At 41.6% G+C, this 20,545-nt stretch carries 16 protein-coding genes and 2 tRNA genes; 6 read left to right on the top strand and 12 right to left on the bottom strand.

From position 1 onward, the window contains the following. The first annotated feature begins 27 nt into the window (after nt 1-27). On the top strand, nt 28-426 hold the full coding sequence (gene crgA, locus ACNEUN_RS00180) for a cell division protein CrgA (protein WP_427876037.1): 399 nt from the start codon (nt 28-30) through the stop codon (nt 424-426). Between the two features lie 81 nt (nt 427-507). Here the strand turns inward: crgA and ACNEUN_RS00175 are convergent, their stop codons facing one another. Both ACNEUN_RS00175 and ACNEUN_RS00170 read right to left on the bottom strand, forming a co-directional pair. Continuing rightward, nucleotides 508-1,836, bottom strand: coding sequence for a THUMP-like domain-containing protein (locus tag ACNEUN_RS00175; RefSeq protein ID WP_463630043.1), 1,329 nt, complete (start codon nt 1,834-1,836; stop codon nt 508-510). A gap of 228 nt (nt 1,837-2,064) precedes the next feature. Beyond that, complete coding sequence (locus tag ACNEUN_RS00170; RefSeq protein WP_463630042.1) at nt 2,065-2,793, bottom strand: rhomboid family intramembrane serine protease; 729 nt, start codon at nt 2,791-2,793, stop codon at nt 2,065-2,067. Between the two features lie 210 nt (nt 2,794-3,003). Here ACNEUN_RS00170 and ACNEUN_RS00165 point away from each other — a divergent pair, with 210 nt between their 5' ends. Next, nucleotides 3,004-3,216, top strand: coding sequence for a hypothetical protein (locus ACNEUN_RS00165; protein WP_427876040.1), 213 nt, complete (start codon nt 3,004-3,006; stop codon nt 3,214-3,216). A 385-nt stretch (nt 3,217-3,601) separates the two neighbouring features. Continuing rightward, entirely contained in the window at nt 3,602-5,152 is a 1,551-nt protein-coding gene (locus tag ACNEUN_RS00160; RefSeq protein ID WP_427876041.1) for a thiol-activated cytolysin family protein, read from the top strand. A 237-nt stretch (nt 5,153-5,389) separates the two neighbouring features. Here the strand turns inward: ACNEUN_RS00160 and ACNEUN_RS00155 are convergent. The 8 genes from ACNEUN_RS00155 to ACNEUN_RS00120 all read right to left on the bottom strand — a co-directional run bounded on the left by ACNEUN_RS00155 (nt 5,390) and on the right by ACNEUN_RS00120 (nt 13,243). Continuing rightward, nucleotides 5,390-5,462: transfer RNA gene (locus tag ACNEUN_RS00155), tRNA-Ala, on the bottom strand. 32 nt (nt 5,463-5,494) lie between these two features. Continuing rightward, nucleotides 5,495-5,568 (bottom strand) — tRNA-Ile (locus ACNEUN_RS00150). Between the two features lie 152 nt (nt 5,569-5,720). Then, entirely contained in the window at nt 5,721-6,200 is a 480-nt protein-coding gene (locus ACNEUN_RS00145) for a Dps family protein (RefSeq protein ID WP_427876043.1), read from the bottom strand. A 121-nt stretch (nt 6,201-6,321) separates the two neighbouring features. Beyond that, on the bottom strand, nt 6,322-7,647 hold the full coding sequence (locus ACNEUN_RS00140; RefSeq protein ID WP_463630039.1) for a hemolysin family protein: 1,326 nt from the start codon (nt 7,645-7,647) through the stop codon (nt 6,322-6,324). Between the two features lie 68 nt (nt 7,648-7,715). Beyond that, nucleotides 7,716-8,480 carry a TIGR03943 family putative permease subunit gene (locus ACNEUN_RS00135; RefSeq protein WP_463630037.1) on the bottom strand — a complete coding sequence of 255 codons (765 nt, stop codon included), beginning with the start codon at nt 8,478-8,480 and terminating at the stop codon, nt 7,716-7,718. Continuing rightward, entirely contained in the window at nt 8,474-9,565 is a 1,092-nt protein-coding gene (locus ACNEUN_RS00130) for a permease (protein WP_463630035.1), read from the bottom strand. Before ACNEUN_RS00130 ends, ACNEUN_RS00135 begins: the two co-directional genes overlap by 7 nt. 30 nt (nt 9,566-9,595) lie before the next feature. Then, nucleotides 9,596-10,243 carry a carbonic anhydrase gene (locus ACNEUN_RS00125; RefSeq protein ID WP_427876051.1) on the bottom strand — a complete coding sequence of 216 codons (648 nt, stop codon included), beginning with the start codon at nt 10,241-10,243 and terminating at the stop codon, nt 9,596-9,598. A 243-nt stretch (nt 10,244-10,486) separates the two neighbouring features. After that, nucleotides 10,487-13,243, bottom strand: coding sequence for a phosphoenolpyruvate carboxylase (locus tag ACNEUN_RS00120; RefSeq protein ID WP_427876053.1), 2,757 nt, complete (start codon nt 13,241-13,243; stop codon nt 10,487-10,489). A 239-nt stretch (nt 13,244-13,482) separates the two neighbouring features. On the opposite strand from ACNEUN_RS00120, the gene ACNEUN_RS00115 reads away from it, so the two are divergent. Further along, complete coding sequence (locus ACNEUN_RS00115) at nt 13,483-15,198, top strand: threonine/serine exporter family protein (protein ID WP_463630032.1); 1,716 nt, start codon at nt 13,483-13,485, stop codon at nt 15,196-15,198. Nucleotides 15,199-15,328: 130 nt separating this feature from the next. Here the strand turns inward: ACNEUN_RS00115 and trpS are convergent, their stop codons facing one another. Next, nucleotides 15,329-16,420, bottom strand: coding sequence for a tryptophan--tRNA ligase (gene trpS / locus ACNEUN_RS00110; protein ID WP_463630031.1), 1,092 nt, complete (start codon nt 16,418-16,420; stop codon nt 15,329-15,331). A gap of 142 nt (nt 16,421-16,562) precedes the next feature. Between trpS and ACNEUN_RS00105 the strand changes: the two genes are divergently transcribed. Continuing rightward, entirely contained in the window at nt 16,563-16,958 is a 396-nt protein-coding gene (locus ACNEUN_RS00105; protein ID WP_427876059.1) for a DUF3073 domain-containing protein, read from the top strand. Nucleotides 16,959-17,028: 70 nt separating this feature from the next. On the opposite strand, the gene ACNEUN_RS00100 is transcribed toward ACNEUN_RS00105, so the two are convergent. Continuing rightward, nucleotides 17,029-17,451 carry a sterol carrier family protein gene (locus ACNEUN_RS00100; RefSeq protein WP_463630029.1) on the bottom strand — a complete coding sequence of 141 codons (423 nt, stop codon included), beginning with the start codon at nt 17,449-17,451 and terminating at the stop codon, nt 17,029-17,031. Between the two features lie 423 nt (nt 17,452-17,874). Between ACNEUN_RS00100 and ACNEUN_RS00095 the strand changes: the two genes are divergently transcribed. Further along, the gene (locus ACNEUN_RS00095; protein ID WP_463630028.1) at nt 17,875-20,364 is read left to right on the top strand and encodes a glycogen/starch/alpha-glucan phosphorylase; all 2,490 of its coding nucleotides are present in this window, start codon (nt 17,875-17,877) and stop codon (nt 20,362-20,364) included. The last annotated feature ends 181 nt before the right edge of the window (nt 20,365-20,545 follow it).

The raw sequence follows: 20,545 nt of genomic DNA, 5'->3' as shown, positions 1-20,545 counted from the left end.
TAGCCGATTGATTGGAGAGTTAACGTTATGGCTGACGAAGAATTGCAACCGCTAAATACTACTGCAGCAACAGATGATGCTGAAGAAAATAAAACAGATGATACATTCTACGGTGTTCCAATGGATAAGGTAGAAGCAGTATTGAATGCTACGGCTGATAAAGCTACGCTAACGCCACAAATGCAGCGTATGATGCAGCGCCAGGCAGAAAATACTCGCCGTGTTGAGGAAAGCATCAAAGGCACTAAAGCTAACGCAAGCTGGTTTGTACCTCTGTTTTGTGCACTCATGATTATTGGCTTACTGTGGGCTGTTGTGTATTATTTGAATCCTAATTTGCCGGTTCCTGGCATTGGTGCTTGGAATCTAGTTATTGCTTTAGTAATAGTTATGGCAGGATTCGTAATGACCATGTGGTGGCGTTAATTTAGTTTGCGTAAGTTTTTAAATTTACTCAAACGCTTATATGATAGCTGCACAATTCGTGCAGCTATTTTTATTTGCTGTCTATTTTTCTGTTTCTGTTTCTGCTGCTCGAATAAGAATGTGTTGATTATTGCTGTCTGTTGTAGCAATCAGTCGCGTATTACCGCCATTTTGTATGTGTAAACGTTTTCTTAAAGTTTCTGCAGACATTGGGAAGTTTCTAGTTACTATATTTGCGTGAGTAAGATTTTCTAATGCTTTTTTGATTTCTTTTTTGTTCATACTGCACACGTTTTCGATTTTCCATATTTTTCCTGGAAATCTTTTGTTATAAGCAGAAGACACGAATACGTGACTATTGGTTTGCAATTGCAGTGTGTGATACTGCTTTTCAATAAGCGAAAAACATCCAATTTTCATAAGTGCAGCATTTGGTTCATAAACATATTTTGCATAATTCTGCCATGAGTTTTTATCGCAGATTGAATTTTCTGTATCTTCTTTAGATTCGCAATATTCTATAGATTCTGCTTTTACTTGCTGAGTTTCACTATCATATGATGCTCGTATTTTAGTAATCTGCTGATCGTTTACACAGTACACTTTTAAATCTTCATGTATTTGTGAATCCACTACCAGCAATAATTCTTTACATTCGTTATGTGATGCAATTATGTGTAGTGAAGATACGTTTCCCTTAAGATCTTGCACAGCTTTATGCCAGTCGAGCATTGGTGAAAGCTTAACAATAACTATTTTTGCTTTTTTCAATAGCTTATTTTTTAAATTTAGTACGTTCGGCGTGCAGTCTTCTATAGCATATGTGCGCTCGCCGTTCGCATTTCGACGTGCTGGATCAATATATATTATTGTTGCTTTTTCAATTGCTTCTAAAGCTTCTATGCAATTGTTGTTATAGCAATTTACGCGTGAATGGCATAATGCGTTCATATTATGTTGTGAAATGCTTGATAGTTCACTCTGTTGCTCTATGCATATTGCGGAATCGAAAAATTCCGACATTAGTGTGCAGTCAACACCAAAGCCTCCTGTAAGATCTACAAGTATTTTTTCAGAGTTTGTTTCAAGTTCTGATAGTAAATTTTTTGCAAGTTGCGCCTTATATTTTGCTGTAGCTTGAGAAGAGCATTGTTCCATAGATAGATGTATTGGATATATTACTTCTTCACATTGCGCCCATAACGGTAGTTTCTGCTTTGCTATTTGTTTTCCTGCTATTTGATTTAATGCGAAAACAGCGTCAACATTTGGTTTATTGTGAGCTAAAAGAGCGGCTTCTGTAGGAGATAAAGATATATGCTCTAATATGAATTTTCTTGTTTCTTCATTAGGCAGTAATACTGAATTTGGCTGCGTGAGAACTGATTTTTCGTTAGAAGAGTTTTGCATAATTTTCTTTATTGTAGGTCTAAGCAGAATATGTAAAAGTGCAATTAATTTAGTGAGTGTACAGAAGTTAAATGAGTGTGGATAACTTCTGTACACTTATCCACAAGCTAAAAAATCCCAAGTTATCAACGTTTGTGCATAACAATGTGGATAACTCTATTAGATATCCTCAAGTTGTACCCAACTTATGCCCAAGTTATCCACTTTTCTATCCACACTTGTGTAAAACTACAAGCTTGTAATTTGACTGACTGGAAGTGTTAAGCAGAATATAGAACATGCGGAAAGGATCACAAAAAGTGAAACAAAATACACTAAAAATCGCGTATTAAATGAAGCTTTTCTTAACAGAGGATTTTGTACTGCAAGAAGTAATCCCATAAGTGTACCAACTACAAGACCTCCAACGTGAGCCTGCCAAGCGATATTAGGAATAATAAGCGGCATAGCAAGAGTTAGAAGAATCCAAACTATAGTTCCACGCATCTCTTCGCCTAATCGCCACTGCGCTATTGCCAAAGACCCAATAAGACCCATAATTGCGCCAGAAGCACCGTAAGAAGCAGACTCCCAATTGTTTGTTATAGTGCACCAAATTACCGATGCAACATTGCCGCCAAAGCCTGAAAGTATGTATAATCCAAAGAATTTTAATTTACCAAAGAATCTTTCAAGCTCAGAACCTAACATCCACAAGCACAACATGTTAAAGAAAATGTGTGTGAAATTAGGAGCGTGAACAAACATAGAAGTGAACCAAGTCCACGGAGTTTTCAAAGCATAAAAAGGTATAAAGGCTGTTTCTCCAATAAAAGATGAATATGCTTCTAGTGAGATTACTCTCAAAACCATTTCTACAGCCCATATTATTACGCAAGCGTACACTATAAGCGCTGTAGCGTATTTGCAGTTTCTGCGAATATTAGTAAAAATAGCTTTTGCGTTTAAATTGCTCATAGATACACATTAGCCAATTGAGGCAACCAAATACAATGAATTGTTTACGAGAATGAATTTAGTACTAAAATTTATGTACAAGAATAGGAACACCGATTAAAAAAGATGCGATAAAAGAAAAAATTCACTATGATGGTAAATACGATTAACATCGTTTAATTTAATTGTCGACGTGGATAAGCGGGTCGGCTTAGCCCGAAAGGAGCCATCATGGAGAACAAGTCCTCTGGCGGTTGGAAGTTCTTTGCACTGCTCTTTGGAGCATTGCTCGCAGGTCTTGCTGCCCTTTATGTTTATAAGCAGCACAATCCTGATTATGATCCTTGGGAGGAGCCGTGGGAAAATAGCTCTTCTCCAATTGATTTAGGTGTTGATAAGGAAGAGGAAGAAGAAGTTACAGATACAGCTGAGACAGCTAAGTAATTTTTCATGCTTTATTAACAGGCGACTGCGCTATGCGTAGTCGCTTTTATTTTGTTCTATTATCATTTTTAAAAGTTTCGCAAAAATAAGTTCTAAATATACGCGAGATGAACACAAATAATTCACATATCGCATTTTGCGACACGCCGACAAATGTTGGTAAATTTTAAAAAAATAAACAAAAACGTTGATATTTCGTCATTATATAGAATCGTTTAAAAAGTAATATAAATTTTAATTAATTACTGCTATTCTGCGGATAATAACAGTGATACACTGACTTTTAGTGAAGCGTTGTTAAAGACGCATTGAAGCATCATAGCACTGTTGCACTAGTTTAACAACATTTCACTATCAATAATTAAGTTATAGTCGAAGGACACATATGAAGAACAAACCGTTCTACCGTAATGCAGCAATGTTGTTGCTCGCGGGCGCAACTATTATTCCACAATGCTTGGCAGTTCCAGCGATTGCAGCTCCTGCTAAAGAAGCTGCAACCCAGGAGGCATCTTGCGCTGCTAGCAAAGATGCACTGAACAATTATTTGTGGGATTTGCAATACGATAAAACAAATATTCTCGCTCGCCATGGCGAGAGTGTAGACAATAAATTCTCCAACGATAGCTTCAGCAAGAATGGAGAGTTTGTTGTTGTTGAACATCAAAAGAAGAACATCACCAACACAACGTCAAACTTGTCGGTTACTTCCGCAAACGATGACCGCGTTTATCCAGGTGCACTGTTCCGTGCTGATCAAAATTTGATGGACAATATGCCAAGCCTGATTTCCGCAAATCGTGCTCCAATTACTTTGAGTGTTGATTTGCCAGGCTTCCATGGCGGTGAAAGTGCTGTGACTGTACAGCGCCCTACTAAGAGCGCTGTTACATCTGCAGTTAACGGTTTAGTAGATAAGTGGAACACTCAGTACGCTGCAAACCACACAGTGGCAGCACGTATGCAGTACGATTCTGTGAGTGCTCAAAGCATGAATCAGCTTAAGGCTAAGTTTGGCGCTGACTTTGCCAAAATTGGTGTACCTCTGAAGATTGATTTTGATGCAGTTCACAAGGGCGAGAAGCAAACACAAGTTGTAAACTTCAAGCAGACTTACTACACCGTAAGTGTTGATGCTCCAGACAGCCCAGCAGATTTCTTCGCTCCATGCACCACAGCCGATAATTTGAAGAGGCGTGGTGTAGACAGCAAGCATCCGCCTGTATATGTGTCTAACGTTTCCTATGGTCGTTCTATGTACGTAAAGTTCGACACCACAAGCAAGAGCACTGACTTCCAGGCTGCTGTAGAAGCTGCTATTAAGGGTGTGGAAATCAAGCCAAATACTGAGTTCCATCGTATTTTGCAGAATACTTCTGTTACTGCAGTAATTCTTGGCGGTAGCGCAGACGGTGCAGCTAAGGTTGTTACCGGCAACGTTGATACCTTGAAGTCATTGATTCAGGAAGGTGCAAATATGAGCACCTCCAGCCCAGCTGTGCCGATTGCTTACACTACTTCTTTCGTAAAGGATAATGAAGTAGCTACCTTGCAGACCAATAGTGACTACATTGAGACTAAGGTTTCTTCCTACCGCGATGGTTACTTGACTTTGGATCACCGTGGCGCTTATGTAGCTCGCTACTACATCTACTGGGATGAGTATGGCACTGATATCGATGGAACGCCTTACGTACGTTCGCGCGCTTGGGAAGGTAACGGAAAGTATCGCACTGCACACTTCAACACAACAATTCAGTTCAAGGGCAATGTGCGCAATCTCCGCATTAAGTTGGAAGAGAAGACCGGTTTAGTATGGGAACCATGGCGTACCGTTTATAACCGTTCTGATTTGCCGCTCGTTCGTCAGCGCACTATCAGCAACTGGGGCACCACATTGTGGCCACGCTTTGCTGAAACTGTAAAGAACGACTGATTCCCTATAGGAAACATAATGAATTACTTAAAACTATAATTAAGTGATTCGCGAATAAATAAATATAGTAAAAATAAATACAGTAAAAAGGCTTTATTTCATACAATGTGTGAAGTAAAGCCTTTTTAATAATGTGCAAATAAATGGGGTTATAGGTAAGAAGGAGCTTATAACACAATATATAAACTGACAAATATGAAAAAAGGGCTTCTAGTGATTGGCTAGAAACCCTATTTGTGGAGCTAAGGAGACTCGAACTCCTGACCCTCTGCTTGCAAAGCAGATGCGCTACCAGCTGCGCCATAGCCCCATTGATATTGAATGGAAAACCATTCAAAACCGTGGGCCCGGGAGGACTTGAACCTCCGACCTCATCCTTATCAGGGATGCGCTCTAACCACCTGAGCTACGGGCCCAACTTGTATACCTAAAACATACAAGTAGATACAGTAGCACACCCACAGAAAATGTCAAACCGCAACACGCCATAAAATAAAAAATAGCATGTTGCGGTTTTTAATTCATAAATTAATTATTACAGCAGAAAAGACTAGTATTTAGCCAAAAACTACTCCAAATGGCTGCGCATAAACCATTGGAACTTTTCCAACTGCTGCACATGATCTTGCATAATATTTGAACTAATAACATCAAGCTCATCAAGTTGAGTAATAGCTTTACGATCGTTAGCGATCATATCGTTATAGTATTCAATCAAAGCCTGCAAATACTCTTTTGTAGACTTTCGACCAGTCAAAGCAAAACGCTTCCAAGTGCGAACGCCAATAACATCGTCAGCGCGACCTAGCGGAGAACCACCAAGAGTTGCAATACGTTCTGCTGTCTCATCAGCCTGTGCTAAAACTTCAGCAACCTGTGGGTCAAGCATTTCATGCACGGCAATAAAATCTGGACCTGTTACGTTCCAATGAGCATGCTTAAGCAATAAAGCAGCTTCCTGCTCTTGGCTTAAACGATTCTGCAAAATAGCAACAGTTTTTTCACTTGTCACTTCATCGAGACCTGGTAACACATGCATTAGAGTCATTTAGACATCCTTCCGCTTATTTTTCAACATGCAACTTAATACTAATTATGATTAACTATTGTTGCTTTACTGTTTTATTTTACATCCAAAAAATTAGAGTCAGCTGAAAAAGATTACTCGTTTAAAGTTTATTTTCTTCAGCATCTTCCTTTTCTGCTTGCTTTCGAACTTCAATAGTTGCGATACGTCTTCCTTCCACTTCAGTCACAGTCATATCATATCCATCAGCATCATGAAGAACAGCGCCAACAGAGCCCATAGAACCAGTGTGAGCAAGGAAATATCCAGCTACCGTCTCGTAAGGGCCATCTTCAAGCTCTATTCCAGTAATATCAGCAAAATCTTCGATAGTCATTCCACCGTCAACAGTAGCAACGCCATTTACAAACACTGTTGACTTATTTGCATGATTCTGATCAGAACCGTCTGGCAAATCGTATTCGTCGCGAATATCACCAACAAGTTCTTCTGTCATATCCTCAAGCGTAACAATGCCATCTGTGCCGCCATACTCGTCTATAACAACAGCTAAATGTATTCCACGCTTACGTAAAAGTTCCAAGCTAGGTAAAAGCTTAGAAGTGCCAGGCAAACTAATACCTTCTCGAGTAACATCCGCAACTGTTTTTGCGTTCGGATTACGCACATCAAGCAAATCTCGAACATGTACAAAACCAATCACATCGTCAAAATCTTTCCCAGTAACAGGGTAGCGAGAGTACGGCAACTCGCGAATCTTCTTAGCCGCTTCTTCTAGACTTAAAGATCCTTCCAAAAACTCCACATCCGCACGAGGTCGCATTACTTCAGCAACAATAGTTTCAGAAGCGTCAAAAACATCATCCAAAATGTTACGCTCATCCTGGCTAAGTTTTTTATTTGAATTTACAAGAACTCGTAGCTCCTCGTCTGAAACTTCACTCTCTTTCTCATTCGGGTCAAAACCGAGAAGTCGAACAAAACCATTTGTATTTTTAGCAATAAGCCATATAAGAGGTTTACAAATTTTCGAGAAAATATCTACAGCTGGTACCGTGGCTCTAGCGATCTGCTCAGCGCGCTGCATAGCGATACGTTTAGGAACAAGCTCTGAAATAACTATAGAACAGTACGAAATAATCAAAGTTAAAACGATTGTTGTAAGAGGTCCAGCAATATTCTTTGGAACACCCCACTCGTGCACATGTGGAACTATGCATGGAGCTATGGCAGATTCTCCAAAAGAAGCCGACAAGAATCCGGAAAGTGTTACACCAATTTGCAAAGTTGATAAGAAAGTATTAGGATCTCTAGCTATTTTCGCAACCCTAGCACCTCTAGAATCTTGCAATTCCATGCGATCTATTTGTGAACTTCTAAGGCTAACTAATGCAAGCTCTGTGGCCGCAAAAACGGAACCAAAAAGCAGAAAAACAAAAATCAGCGCAATATTTAAACCCAGAGCCATATTTGCTATCTTAGTTGACTTCTGGCTGATATCAATACAATAATTTGTGAAACAAAATATAAAAACAGTTACGGTCTATAAAAATATCCTGTTGGAATTTTTTTAACTTCACTGACTGACACTAATTTAAGTACAGAGCCGTAATGCTGGTAGCCGGGTATGCCAATATTTCCTTTACTAACAGTGGCAACAAGACTAATCCACTTATGCTCATTAAGTCTCGTTTTTTGTGAAGACTCAACTACAAAACCAAATGGTGACATATCCAAAATGCAGCAAGACATAAATTGTCTAGAAATACGAAATTGATTAACACCCAAAGTGTTATTTCGACTTACAAAACCATTAACTATTATTCGGTACCCCAAATATTTTTTTTGATTATGATCAATTTCGTCATACCATAAACCAAAATCGTCGTCGCTAATTCGAATAGTACGATTTTTTTCGTCTAATCCGCGCAACTTGTGCACGCCAACTTCTTTTCTTATAGCTATAGCTCTGCCCCCAGAATATTGATCAAAACCATCTAAACTACGAGAATTTTGAGCATTGCTTAAAGGTATGACTATAAGAAGAGTTGGAACTACTAGCGCAACAAAAATTCTAAACGAATCTTTTGCACTAAAATTAAATATTCCAAAAGCTGCGCATATAGACAAAACCAGTAAAAGAAAAGACGCTAATAAAAGATACAAATATGCGCGAGGAGTGGTAAGCACGGTGTAGCTTCCAGAAAAAGCACTTATCGCAAGAGATAATGAAAAACAAAATAAGCATAATGCTGAAACATAATCAGCAAACTTTGGCCACTTGTGACTATTTTCTACCATAGTGCACTTCCCCAAGCAAAGTTTGTTAGCAAGGCAGCAAAAAAGCACATTATAGCAATAGTTAAAGTAAGTCTTAATACAAATTTAGCTTTGCAATCTGAAACCAGCATAAGCGTATTTTTTAAATCTAACATAGGTCCAAAAAGCAAAAATACCATTACAGAAGACATGGGTAGAGAAGCGGCCAAACTACGAGCTATAACAGCATCAGAGCTTGAGCATAAAGAACTTGCGTAAGCAACCAGCATCATTGCTGGTATAGCTACAAGTGCGGTAGTGGCATTAATGCGAGATGCGGGATCGCTTCCAAGCCACGCGCGTATAAGAGAAGCAACAGCAGCTCCAAAAACAATTATTGGCAAAAGAACAAGAATATCTCCCATTAAATGCTTCACGTAACGTTTAATATCGCCTATAAACGAGCGGTTTATAGGAATTGGACTATTATGCTCACAGCAAGCACAATCAACATCTGACATTATTTTTTCTCGCAAAACTGGTGTTTTCTGTGGAAATATTACGAAACTTAATCCAACTAGTATTGCAACGGCAACGCCTAAAGCAATGCGCATAATTACGATTGCGGGGACATCATAGAAAGCGTACCAAGTTGCCCAAATAGATATTGGATTTACAACAGGAACAGCGCACAAAAACGTTACAGCACAAGATAATGGAAGTTTACGTGCAACTAATCGTGAAAAAGTAGGAACTATTACACAATCACAAACAGGTACACAAACTCCAGCTATAATTGCGAGCAAAAATCCGCCAGCAGTAGACTTAGGAGCATGATTTTCAATATATTTTGAAGTCACCCAAGTTTCAACCGCAGCAGAGACTAAAGCGCCAATAAGAGTAAAAGGAACTGCTTGAAGAAGCAATCCGGATATACCTCTTGTAGTTGCATCTATGAGCAGCCAAGGATTTTTTGCTTGCAAGGCTGGAGCCATAGCAATAAGAAGAGCGAGAACAGGCGTTCCAGCTATAAGATACAGGTAATTTGCTGAACTTTCGCGAGTTTTTTTAGAAAACTTACTGCGTTGTGAACACGCGCAATTTACAGGCGAAGAACTTGCGCTCATTTGTTTTCCCATTATTTTAAAAACTTTAAGTCAGCACGAAAGCATTTCAACAAGACCGTCACTCATGCGGTATCTTGCGCCAACTATCATTAATTGATCGTTGAAAACAGCTTCGCGAATAATTTGAGATTTATCACAAATATCAGCTAGAACATTAGAAATGTGGATGCGCTCAATATCATCAGTTCCAAGCTCTTCTTCAATACCCGAAACAACTGCTGGGCCTAAATAGCGCACCAAGATTGAGTCTGAAGACTCAACCATATCGCTCGCAATGTCTTCGCCATACTGATCAACAAGTTGCAAAACTTTCTGCAAAACAGCTTTTACAGCCCCGCAATGTTCGTGTCCTAGTACGATAAGTACTTTCACTCCCAAATCAGCTACAGCGTATTCTAAAGTCTCTATAACAGCGTCGTCTACGGTTTCGCCAGCCGTTCGTACAGAAAAAATATCCCCAAGTCCTGCATCAAAAACAAATTCTGGAGCTACTCTCGAATCTGCACAAGAAAGCACCACAGTTCCCGGATTTTGACCATTAATAAGTGATTCGCGAGTTTTGCTATCTACTCCGGCGTGAGAAGATTTATTCTGTGCAAATCTACGATTTCCTGCAAGAAGCGAACTCAATATTGATGTTGCTAACAAGGAATCTTCATTAATTGAATTATCTTGCATAATAACCTCTTAGTACGGAGCTAAAACAAGCTTTTTTATTACCTACAACATTCTATATTCACAAAGACGTTTAGCGAAAGATGCTTAAAATAAGATACTCAAAAATAAAATGCTTAGAAATATGAACATAAGCGAAAATAAAATAAGCAAATATAAGAAAACCTTCGCAAGCTAAATTGAAAAATAAAATTAATTAATCAAATAGCAATGCGAAGGCTTTCTCAACACTGAAACCTTTTAAAATCATCCAGTATTCTGCAAGCCTGCAGCAACACCAGAAACAGTGCACAAGATAAGGTAAATAAACTCTGCCTGCTGGCTTTCGCTCAATTCTTCCTTATCTACTTTGTTGCGAAGTTTGCGCAAAGCAAGTGACTGAATTACAGACAAAGCATCAACATACGGCGAACGCACGCGAATTGCTTGGCCGAGAACATGACGATGCTGCAACGGCCACTTATCATCAACTATCTGCAAAACCCACTTGCGAGTAAGCTGCATTTCCGAAAGCACTTTATCGCTCAAATCTTCACGATCTCCAAGGCTTAAGTACATGCGAGCAATACGCTCATCCGTTTTAGCCAAAGACATCTCAATGTTGTCAATAAAAGTACTAAACAGCGGCCACTCTTCGTAAGCGCGACGCAAAGTTTCCAAATCGCCAAACTTTTCGCAAGCTGTACCCAAGCCGTACCATGCAGCAAGATTAATGCGAGCCTGTGCCCAAGAGAACACCCACGGAATAGTACGCAAGTCATCCAAAGACTTTGCACCCAAACCACGTTTTGCAGGGCGAGAGCCGATTGGAAGCAAACCAATTTCACTAAGCGGCGTAACTGTAGAGAACCATGGAGTGAAATCATCTGTTTGAAGCAAATCAAGGAAACGCTCATGAGCTGAAACATCAAGCTTTTGCGCCATATCAGCATACTTGTGTGTCATCTCAGTATTTGTTTTCTCAACGCTTGGCGAAGACTGAAGCAAAGTTGCAGCAGCAACAGACTCTAAGTGACGAATTGCTAAAATTGGGTTACCGTAACGCGCAAAAATAACTTCGCCCTGTTCGGTTAACTTAAATCGGCAATTGACGGAACCAACAGGTTGAGCAAGAACTGCACGGTTTGCAGGACCGCCACCGCGACCAACAGCGCCACCGCGTCCGTGGAAAAGCGTCAAATCAATATCGTGCTTCTTAGCCCACTTAGCTATACGCTCCTGAGCAGAGTGCAAAGCCAGAGTTGCGGAAGTAGGGCCGGCATCCTTGGAAGAATCCGAGTAGCCAAGCATAACTTCCATCTTGCGGCCAGTAGCCTTAAGACGAGCCTGAACTTCAGGAATCTTAATAATCTCCTCAAGCACGTTAACAGAGTTCTGCAAATCTTCCAACTGCTCAAACAGTGGAATAACGTCAATTGTTGGCGCATCCTGTGGGTGAGCGAAAGCAAGACGATTTAATTCAAAAACGTCACGAACATGCTGAGCAGACTTTGCGAAGGAAATAATATAACGGCGAGCAGCGCGCATACCGTTACGCTTCTGAATTGCTCCCAAAGCGCGGAAAGTATCAAGAACTTCGCGCGTCATAGGCTGAAGTGGACCGCGCTCGCCGTGTAATCCGTGCTCACGAATATCTTCCAAAGCACGAGAATGTACAAGAGAATGCTGGCGGAATTCCATTTCAACCATGTGGAATCCGAAGGTTTGCGCTTGCCAAATCAAATCTTGCAAAGGACCGTAAGCGGCTCGAGGATCTCCACCTTCAGCAAGTGAACGCTGAACAATATGTAAATCTTCAATAAAATCTTCGCAAGAATGATACATCAAATCTGTATCGCGGCTAATCGTACGATGTAAACGATCAGCCATAACAAGCATCACTGCGCGATGCGGTTCGCTATTAGAAACATCTGATGCGCTTTCTGTGAGCTGTTCGCTCATTTCACGCTGACGATTCCACAACTCAAGAAGTTCTATACTTGGTGGCGTTGTGCGAGTTTCCATAGTCAAGCATTTGCCGACTTCGCGAGTACGAGCTTCTAAAGCAGTCAAAACATGATCGCTAAACTTGCGTGCAACTTGACGGCTTACTTTAGCAGTAACATTCGGGTTTCCATCGCGGTCGGAACCAATCCAGCTACCTGGGTGGAAGAAAGCAGGGCAGCGAGGTGGAACCAAGCCGGCTTTCTTACCGAGCAGCCAGTCGTCAAATCTGCGATAAACCAGCGGAATTGTATCGAACAAGGTTGCGTCAAAAATATCAAGAATTGTATCTGCTTCTTCAACAGGAGTTGGCTTCTTCAAAGCTATAGGAGAAGTGCGAAGCAAAGCGTCAATCTCGTTATACAAACGACGATAATTTTCGCGCTTATCAGATCCGCCAAGTCTATCATGTTCGCTTAAAAGCTTAGAAATACGGCGAATCTTACCAGCAACAGCTTTACGACGAGCTTCAGTTGGGTGAGCTGTGAAAACAGGATGGAATTCAAGTTTTGAAAGCAATTCCTTGGCTTCAGCAGGACCCATTTCTGTAAGAAGTTTGTGATACGCGCAAGTCAACTCATTAACTGGATCTACAGGATTTGCATCGCTTACTTCACACTCACGTTGGTGCAGAACAGAAACGCGATAATTCTCTTCGCACAAATTTGCCAGGTGGAAGTATGTTGCAAAAGCGCGCGCAAGTAGCTGCATATCAGGCAATTCCATGCCGTTAATTTTTTCAACAGCCTTGCTTAGACCATCATCTGCAGTAGATTCTGCATCAACCATTTGTGCAAAATGTGCAGAGCTTGCTTCGACAGCGTTTAGACGTACTTCATCGAATACTGCAAGCAATTTTTCATCAAATTCTCCAAGAACATCGCGAAGAATATGCAAGCATAAATCCATGTCTTGCTTAAGCGATTCTGGAAGGTCACGCTCCTCTGGTCCTTTTCGACCTAAACCAGACGTCACAATAGTGGCGTCTGCTGGATTGACCTGTTGATTTTGATCAGCCATCAGACCTCCTTACGCCAGTCATAAGGTTGCTCGGTCAGCTGACTTCCGCGGCTCCTCCGCGGTTATGTAGGTCAAAAGTTGCGAGCCCACAGCCTCTGTTTCCAGCGAGATACCAACATAATTGTTAAACTACCACCGGACTGAAAATTAATACGCAAGCTAAATTGAGCTTAATTGGGTTTAATTGAGCTAAATAATAAACCTGATCTAGGTAACGGTAGTGCGTATACTGAAAAATTGTGAGCACAGCAGACAATAATGCAAACAATAATTTCGACGGAAGCGACGGCAATAGTAATAATATTCCGGAAATTCTTCCAAATGGTCATATTGTAGGAAAACCGTCAGGACGATTCCATACGCATGCCATTCCTCTCGATATGGACGACGTTGAGCGTGACTGGGATAAGCCTGTTACGGAGGCTGGAATCGCAGCAAAATCTAGCATTATTATTCGCGTAGGTGCTCTCGGATTAGGTGCCGGAACTGGTAGCTACCGAGTGAGAGAGCTAATGCATAGAGTTGGCGAACCTATGGGTGTAAACGTAAGAGCAGACGTGAATCTTACGGACATAGAAGCAACTTGCACAGACAAGCATGAGAGAATCACTGAAGTAGTTGATTTGCCTACAACCGGCGTAAATACAGAACGTATATGGCTTTTAGAGCACTTTGCAGATTGGTTTAATGTAAAGCTTGGAAACGATTCTCTATACCATTCAAAAGCAACAGTTTCGAAAGAATTAGTTGACACTTTGCACGCTTCGGATGATGAAAAAACTATTGTGCAAACTGCGAAACAGTCTGAAGAAAAAGCTGCAAAATTTGAAAAAGATAAGGCTTTACAAGAAAAAATTAAAAACGAAAAGCCTCACGGAATTTTTGCTCTTAAACCAGAGCACGTTTACGAACAGCATTTCGATCATATAAATCACGGATATAGTGATGATGCTGAAAATGCAAATAAACCACTTACTGTTAGAGAAGTACACGATAGACTTGATTTAATTAAAAATCGTAAGCCGCTTTATAAGCCTTGGTTTGCAGGACTTGCTTCTGCTGTTGCGTGCGCTTCCTTCGCATTTTTGCTTGGCGGTGGCCCGTACGATATGCTCGGAGCTTTTATTGGAGCTGGAATTGGCCACTATGTTCGTCGCCGAATGTTTATGCATCATTTAAATCAGTTTGTAGTAACTTTTATTGCGGTTGCAATAGGTGCTCTTTCTTGCATTTGCTCTTTGCGACTTATTGGATATTTTGATCCTGCAGCACTTAAACATAACACTGCGTACATTGGTTCAGTTTTGTTCGTGATTCCTGGATTCCCGCTTATTACAGGCGGTTTAGATATAGCGAAAATTGATTTTCCTTCAGGAATTCAACGCTTATGTTACACGATGGCGATTATTCTAATGGGAACGCTTGCTGGATGGATGGTAGCAAGCCTTGTTCAGCTTAATCCTCAAGGTTTCACTCCTTTAGGATTAAACCCTTGGCTTAACGCTATTTTGCGACTTATTACTGCTTTTGCAGGCGTGTGGGGCTTCTCTGTTCTGTTTAATTCTCCGCAAAGAATGTGCTTAGTTGCTGGTGTTATTGGAGCTATTACTGATACGCTTCGTCTTACCATGGCTGATTTTGGTGTTGCTGCCGAAATAGCAGCATTTACTGGCGCTCTTTTGGCTGGCTTGCTTGCATCCGCCTGGAGGACGATAGTTCGACACGGTTTAGCACCGCAATATTTAGGTTATCCGCGAATTAGTCTCACTGTTCCGTCTATTGTGATTATGGTTCCGGGACTTTATATGTATCGTGCAATGTTCTATTTAGGCCAATTTAATACTCTTCCGGCTTTAGATTGGACCTTCCGAGCTTTTATGGTAATTATTTGCTTGCCGTTAGGTCTTGCTGTAGCTCGAGTTATTACTGATAAAAATTGGCGTTACGACGTTTGATTTAATACTACGTTTTGTTGATCAAAAAATTAGAAGCCGCTTACAAATTATGCAAGCGGCTTCTATTATTTTGCTTATAAAATTCTTATAAAATTCTTATAAAATTTCTAATTTGCGAGCTGTTATTTATTTAATATTTCATTCCCATAGCGTCTCGCACTTGAGCAAGAGTTTCTTCTGCAATAGCATTTGCGCGCTTATTGCCGTCATGTAAAATATCGCGAATGCTATCCATATCTTTTGCAAGTTCTGCGCGACGTTCACGGTGAGGAGCTAAGAAATTATTTACGTTTTCAATTACGTAAGCTTTCAACGCGCCTGCTCCAGCGTTACCAATTTCTTCAGCAATATCTTTTGGATCGCGACCTGTAACTAAACCTGCGGTTGTAAGAAGTGCAGAAACTTGTGGTCGAGCTATTGGGTCAAATGTAATCATTCGCTCAGAGTCAGTTGGGCTCTTCTTAATCAGTTTCGCAGTTTCTTCAGCAGTTGCGCCCAGCATAATCGAATTTCCGTAAGATTTGCTCATCTTTCGTCCGTCTAAGCCTGGGATTTCAGGAGTATCAGAAAGAATTGCAGAAGGCTCTGGGAATATAGGATTCTTCTTTGCATAACGTTCGTTGAATCTGCGAGCAATAGTGCGCGTAATTTCAATGTGCGGCAAATTATCTTTACCAATCGGCACAACTGTTGCCTTGCAGAACAAAATATCGCAAGCTTGGTGAACAGGATAAGTTAACAAAAGTCCAGTAAGAGCGTGTCCTGAAGCTTCCATTTCGGATTTAACTGTAGGATTTCTGTGCAACTCTGCTTCTGTAACAAGCGAAAGGAAAGGCAGCATAAGCTGATTTTCTGCAGGAACGGCGGAATGTGTGAAGATCATGGTTTTTTGAGGATCGATTCCTGCTGCCATGTAGTCGAGTACTAAATTCAGTACGTTATCTTCAATATGTTCTGTGGTGTCTCGGTCGGTAATAACCTGATAGTCGGCGATAATGATGTTTGTATTTACGCCGCGATTTTGCATCGCAACGCGCTCTTTAATGGAACCGAAGTAGTGGCCTAGATGCAATCTTCCAGTAGGACGATCTCCAGTTAGCATAGTAAATGCTGACGGGTTTGCTTTTAATTTTTCTAATGTTCTATCAGAACGTTGCTGAGCTGCGACGAAACTTGCACTAATCTCGTTACCTGCTGCAGTTACCTGCGTTTCTTCAGCCATGATTTACTCCTTAGGAAGCATTTATTTCGCGCTTAAAATATGGCTTTTATCGTAAAAGTTTACACAGACAAGGCACTCTGTTGCGGCAAAGTGGTACGCTTTGTGTGATGAATTCATTGCTACGGTAGATAGAGGGGGTCAGATGGGCCGCGGACGACAGAAGGCAAAGCAACAGAAAATTGCCCGTAAGCTCAAGTACCTGACGACCGATACGGATTATGACGAGCTCGCTAAAGAGCTTAATGCGCATGAGCCAGGCCAGGGATCTTATGATCCGTTTGCATCGAGCGAGGACTTTGATGCTGAAGGTAATCCAACGGATGTCAACGTCAACCAAGCTCAAGATAATGCAGCAGAACATGAGGATAATAGTGCAAACGAGCTTGATGATCTAGACGAGTATGCTAAGTGGGCTGCTGAAGCTGCTGCCAAGGCTGTAAGTAGCGAAAACGCAGGTTCTAATGCAGCGCATACTCCTGCACATCATCATATTCCTATGCCTTTGCCAAGTTTCATGCATAAAAAAAGTGATAAGTGAGTAAAAGCAGTACGTAACTTTTGCTTTTTGCATAGTATTGTTGCAGTTTGTAGCGCAATTTACCCGGATTTTATATTTCTAGCGGTAATATTGCGCTCAAATTGTCTCGTTCACCCATTGCGCTTATGTTTCCAGCTTCTTTTTCTTCATCCCATGTGCTTATTGCGCAAACTAATCGCAACCAAACACTTGGCTCTAATTCTATAACGTCTGGAGGGGTTAAGTTGTGAGGGTCAGATTCTGGACCTTCTAAGATTTTCACAGCTCCCCATGGGGATACTCGAACTTCAACGCAATTGCCAGGAGCGCGTAGTTCTAGTAGATACAGCGAATATCGAACTGCCATAGCTTCGTCAGATTTTGTAATTTCCATAATCTGACTATCTATTTCCTGGAATTTTGTTCCTCTGATAGCTTCTTGTTGCGCTTGCGTTTTCCACTTATTTAGTGAGTTTTTCCCTTTTTTCATATCTCGTTCAAGAATTACTGCCATATTAAGCATTATGCATTAGCGTTTAGAAATGAGTAATGCCATTTCTATAACATTTCTTAGATTAAAAATAATCACTTTTAGCACGTAATCGCACAAATTTTGATTACTTTTTTTAACAAACGAACCTGTAGGTAAGTATTAAGTGTGTCGATGTCGCAGTAAAAATATCAATATTTCTCAAAAATAATCGGAAAATGGGAGATTTTTATGTAATAATTTCTGCAATTTACAATATTATCTATATGTTTTACTGCACATAATATAAGGGTTCGGGTTGTGCTATTATCTGACAATGAAATCGTGTGTATTCCTTCATGCCTTTTTGTAGATAACTACAACACGGTATCGGTTTAATTGCCTAAACATAAAGTTTCGGGCAGCACACTTTTTAGGAAATATAACAAACGGCACAAGGAGTCAAATATGACTAAACACGTCGCGCCGAAAGCCAAAACTACTGCGACGGCATTTGCCAAAGAACTTCAAGAGCACCTCAAGTACACCCAGGGTGTAACGCCAGAGCAGGCCACTACGGCAGATGTGTATGTTGCCGCTGCTACCGCAGTTCGTCGTCACTTGATGGACTCTTGGATGCAGACCCAGCATGACATGGTTAACGGCAATACCAAGGCTGTGGGCTATTTGAGCGCAGAGTTCTTGATGGGCAAGCAGCTTGAGAACGCTTTGTTGAACGCTGGTCTTACTGACCAATTCAATAAGGCTGTTACTAAGCTTGGCTTCGATCCAAAAGCTGTTATTGATGCTGAGTATGAGCCAGGTTTGGGTAACGGCGGTTTGGGTCGTCTCGCAGCCTGCTTCATTGATTCACTCGCCTCTATTGGCGTTCCAGCATTTGGCTACGGCATCCAGTATCGTTACGGCATCTTCAAGCAGCGCTTTGATGAAGAAGGTAAGCAGGTTGAAACCCCTGATTACTGGCTTAGCAATGAAGAGCCATGGGGTCACATTGATTATGGTCGTGACCAGCGCGTCAACTTCGGTGGTGAAGTTGTAGAAGAAAACGGCAAGCGCGTATGGAAGCCAGCTTGGTCTGTTCGTGCAGTACCAGTTGATTACATGGTTCCAGGTTATAATTCTGGTCGCGTAAACACTCTTCGTTTGTGGACTGCTAAGTCTTACGACGAGTTTGATTTGCTCACTTTCAACAAGTCTGAGTACTTGGATGCTGTAAAGCCACAGGTTGCAGCGGAAAACATTTCTAAGATTCTTTACCCAGAAGATTCCACTCCAGAAGGTAAGGCTTTGCGTCTTGAACAGCAGTACTTCTTCGTAGCTGCTTCTATTCATGATGCTATCCGCGTATTCTATCCAGGTCAGGATAAGCCGGATCTCACCACCTTCCCAAGCAAGATCAACTTCCAGTTGAACGATACTCACCCAGTTATCGGCATTCCAGAGCTTATGCGCGTTCTTATGGACGAGTACGGCTACGATTGGAACACCGCTTGGGGTATCACCACCAAGACCTTCAACTACACTTGCCATACTTTGCTTCCAGAAGCTTTGGAAGTTTGGCCAGCCAAACTTATCGGCGAACTTTTGCCACGCCACCTTGAGATTATTCAGGGCATCAGCGAGCAGTTCCGCAACGAGCTTCGCGGAAAGGGTGTTGCTGAGGATCAGGTTGAGCGCATGCGCATCGCTACCGACGCTGACGAAAATGGCGAAGGTGCTGTAGTTCGCATGGCTTACTTGGCTACCTACGGTGGTTCTTACGTTAACGGTGTTGCTGAGCTTCACTCTGAGTTGTTGAAGGATGTCACTTTGAAGGACTTCTCCAGCGTTTACCCAGATAAGTTCAAGAATGTTACTAACGGCGTAACTCCTCGTCGCTTCGTGCGCTTGAGCAACCCACGCATGTCTGCTCTTATTACTGAGGGCTTGGGCACCGACGCATGGCAGGGTGATTTGGAGCTTCTCGAAGGTTTGAAGCCATTGGCTGACGATCCTTCCTTCGTTAAGAAGTTTGCTAAGGTTAAGCAAGAGAACAAGCTCGCCTTCGTTGATTTCGCAAAGCAGAAGTATGGCTTTGAAATCAACCCAGACACTATGTTCAACACCATTGTTAAGCGTTTGCACGAGTACAAGCGCCAGTCCATGAAGATCCTCCAGGTTATCTCCACATACGCTGGAATCAAGAATGGCACAATCGACGTCGACAAGATGCTTCCACGCACCGTGTTCTTCGGCGCTAAGTCCGCTCCAGGCTATGCTATGGCAAAACTCACCATTCAGCTCATTAACAATGTTGCTCGCGTGGTGAATAACGACCCAGCATGCAAGGGCAAGCTTGCAGTGTTCTTCCCACCAAACTACAACATCGAGTTGGCTATGAACTTGATTCCTGCCACCGATTTGGACGAGCAGATTTCTCAGGCTGGTAAGGAAGCTTCCGGCACCGGTAACATGAAGTTCGCTTTGAACGGTGCTTTGACTGTTGGTACTCTCGATGGTGCAAACGTTGAGATTCGTGAGCGCGTTGGCGCTGAGAACTTCTTCCTCTTCGGCATGACCGTTGACGAAGTTGATAAGCTCTACGCTGAAGGCTACGATCACGGCGGATCTCGTAAGTACTACGAGTCTGATCCTCGCTTGAAGACTGCTGTGGATATGGTTGCCGACGGCACCTTCTCCAATGGCGACAAGAGCGTGTATGAGCCACTCGTTAACGATTGGCTTACCCATGATTACTTCATGGCAATGGCTGACTTCAGCTCTTACATGGATATTCAGGCTCAGATTGAGGAAACTTACCGCGATCCAATGAAGTGGGCTCGCATGGCAGTCTTGAACGTAGCCAACTCTGGTTACTTCTCTTCTGACCGCTCTATCGAAGATTACCTCGATCGCATTTGGCACACTGGTGCTCTTCCAGCACACGTTGATGAGTGATCACTGAGTAGTGCTTTAATATCTTAAAAACAAAGGCGGGGCTGTTAAATGTAACAGTTCCCGCCTTATTTTATAGATTGTTGCTTAGTGTCGAATTTTTTTGAGAATCTTTCTCATCAAGGCATGTTGTTATAATGAATATTAATAAATAAATATTAGTATCTTTACGCCGTGTATTGAG

The sequence above is a fragment of the Gardnerella sp. C0684A1 genome, from assembly GCF_055326835.1.
Note: the sequence above shows the minus strand (reverse complement) of the source record. Positions and strands in the feature narration are given on the sequence as shown.

Coding starts and splice junctions, on each gene's coding strand:
- crgA (WP_427876037.1), top strand. CDS start 28: ATGGCTGACGAAGAATTGCAACCGCTAAATACTACTGCAGCAACAGAT.
- ACNEUN_RS00175 (WP_463630043.1), bottom strand. CDS start 1,836: ATGCAAAACTCTTCTAACGAAAAATCAGTTCTCACGCAGCCAAATTCA.
- ACNEUN_RS00170 (WP_463630042.1), bottom strand. CDS start 2,793: ATGAGCAATTTAAACGCAAAAGCTATTTTTACTAATATTCGCAGAAAC.
- ACNEUN_RS00165 (WP_427876040.1), top strand. CDS start 3,004: ATGGAGAACAAGTCCTCTGGCGGTTGGAAGTTCTTTGCACTGCTCTTT.
- ACNEUN_RS00160 (WP_427876041.1), top strand. CDS start 3,602: ATGAAGAACAAACCGTTCTACCGTAATGCAGCAATGTTGTTGCTCGCG.
- ACNEUN_RS00145 (WP_427876043.1), bottom strand. CDS start 6,200: ATGACTCTAATGCATGTGTTACCAGGTCTCGATGAAGTGACAAGTGAA.
- ACNEUN_RS00140 (WP_463630039.1), bottom strand. CDS start 7,647: ATGGCTCTGGGTTTAAATATTGCGCTGATTTTTGTTTTTCTGCTTTTT.
- ACNEUN_RS00135 (WP_463630037.1), bottom strand. CDS start 8,480: ATGGTAGAAAATAGTCACAAGTGGCCAAAGTTTGCTGATTATGTTTCA.
- ACNEUN_RS00130 (WP_463630035.1), bottom strand. CDS start 9,565: ATGAGCGCAAGTTCTTCGCCTGTAAATTGCGCGTGTTCACAACGCAGT.
- ACNEUN_RS00125 (WP_427876051.1), bottom strand. CDS start 10,243: ATGCAAGATAATTCAATTAATGAAGATTCCTTGTTAGCAACATCAATA.
- ACNEUN_RS00120 (WP_427876053.1), bottom strand. CDS start 13,243: ATGGCTGATCAAAATCAACAGGTCAATCCAGCAGACGCCACTATTGTG.
- trpS (WP_463630031.1), bottom strand. CDS start 16,420: ATGGCTGAAGAAACGCAGGTAACTGCAGCAGGTAACGAGATTAGTGCA.
- ACNEUN_RS00105 (WP_427876059.1), top strand. CDS start 16,563: ATGGGCCGCGGACGACAGAAGGCAAAGCAACAGAAAATTGCCCGTAAG.
- ACNEUN_RS00100 (WP_463630029.1), bottom strand. CDS start 17,451: ATGGCAGTAATTCTTGAACGAGATATGAAAAAAGGGAAAAACTCACTA.
- ACNEUN_RS00095 (WP_463630028.1), top strand. CDS start 17,875: ATGACTAAACACGTCGCGCCGAAAGCCAAAACTACTGCGACGGCATTT.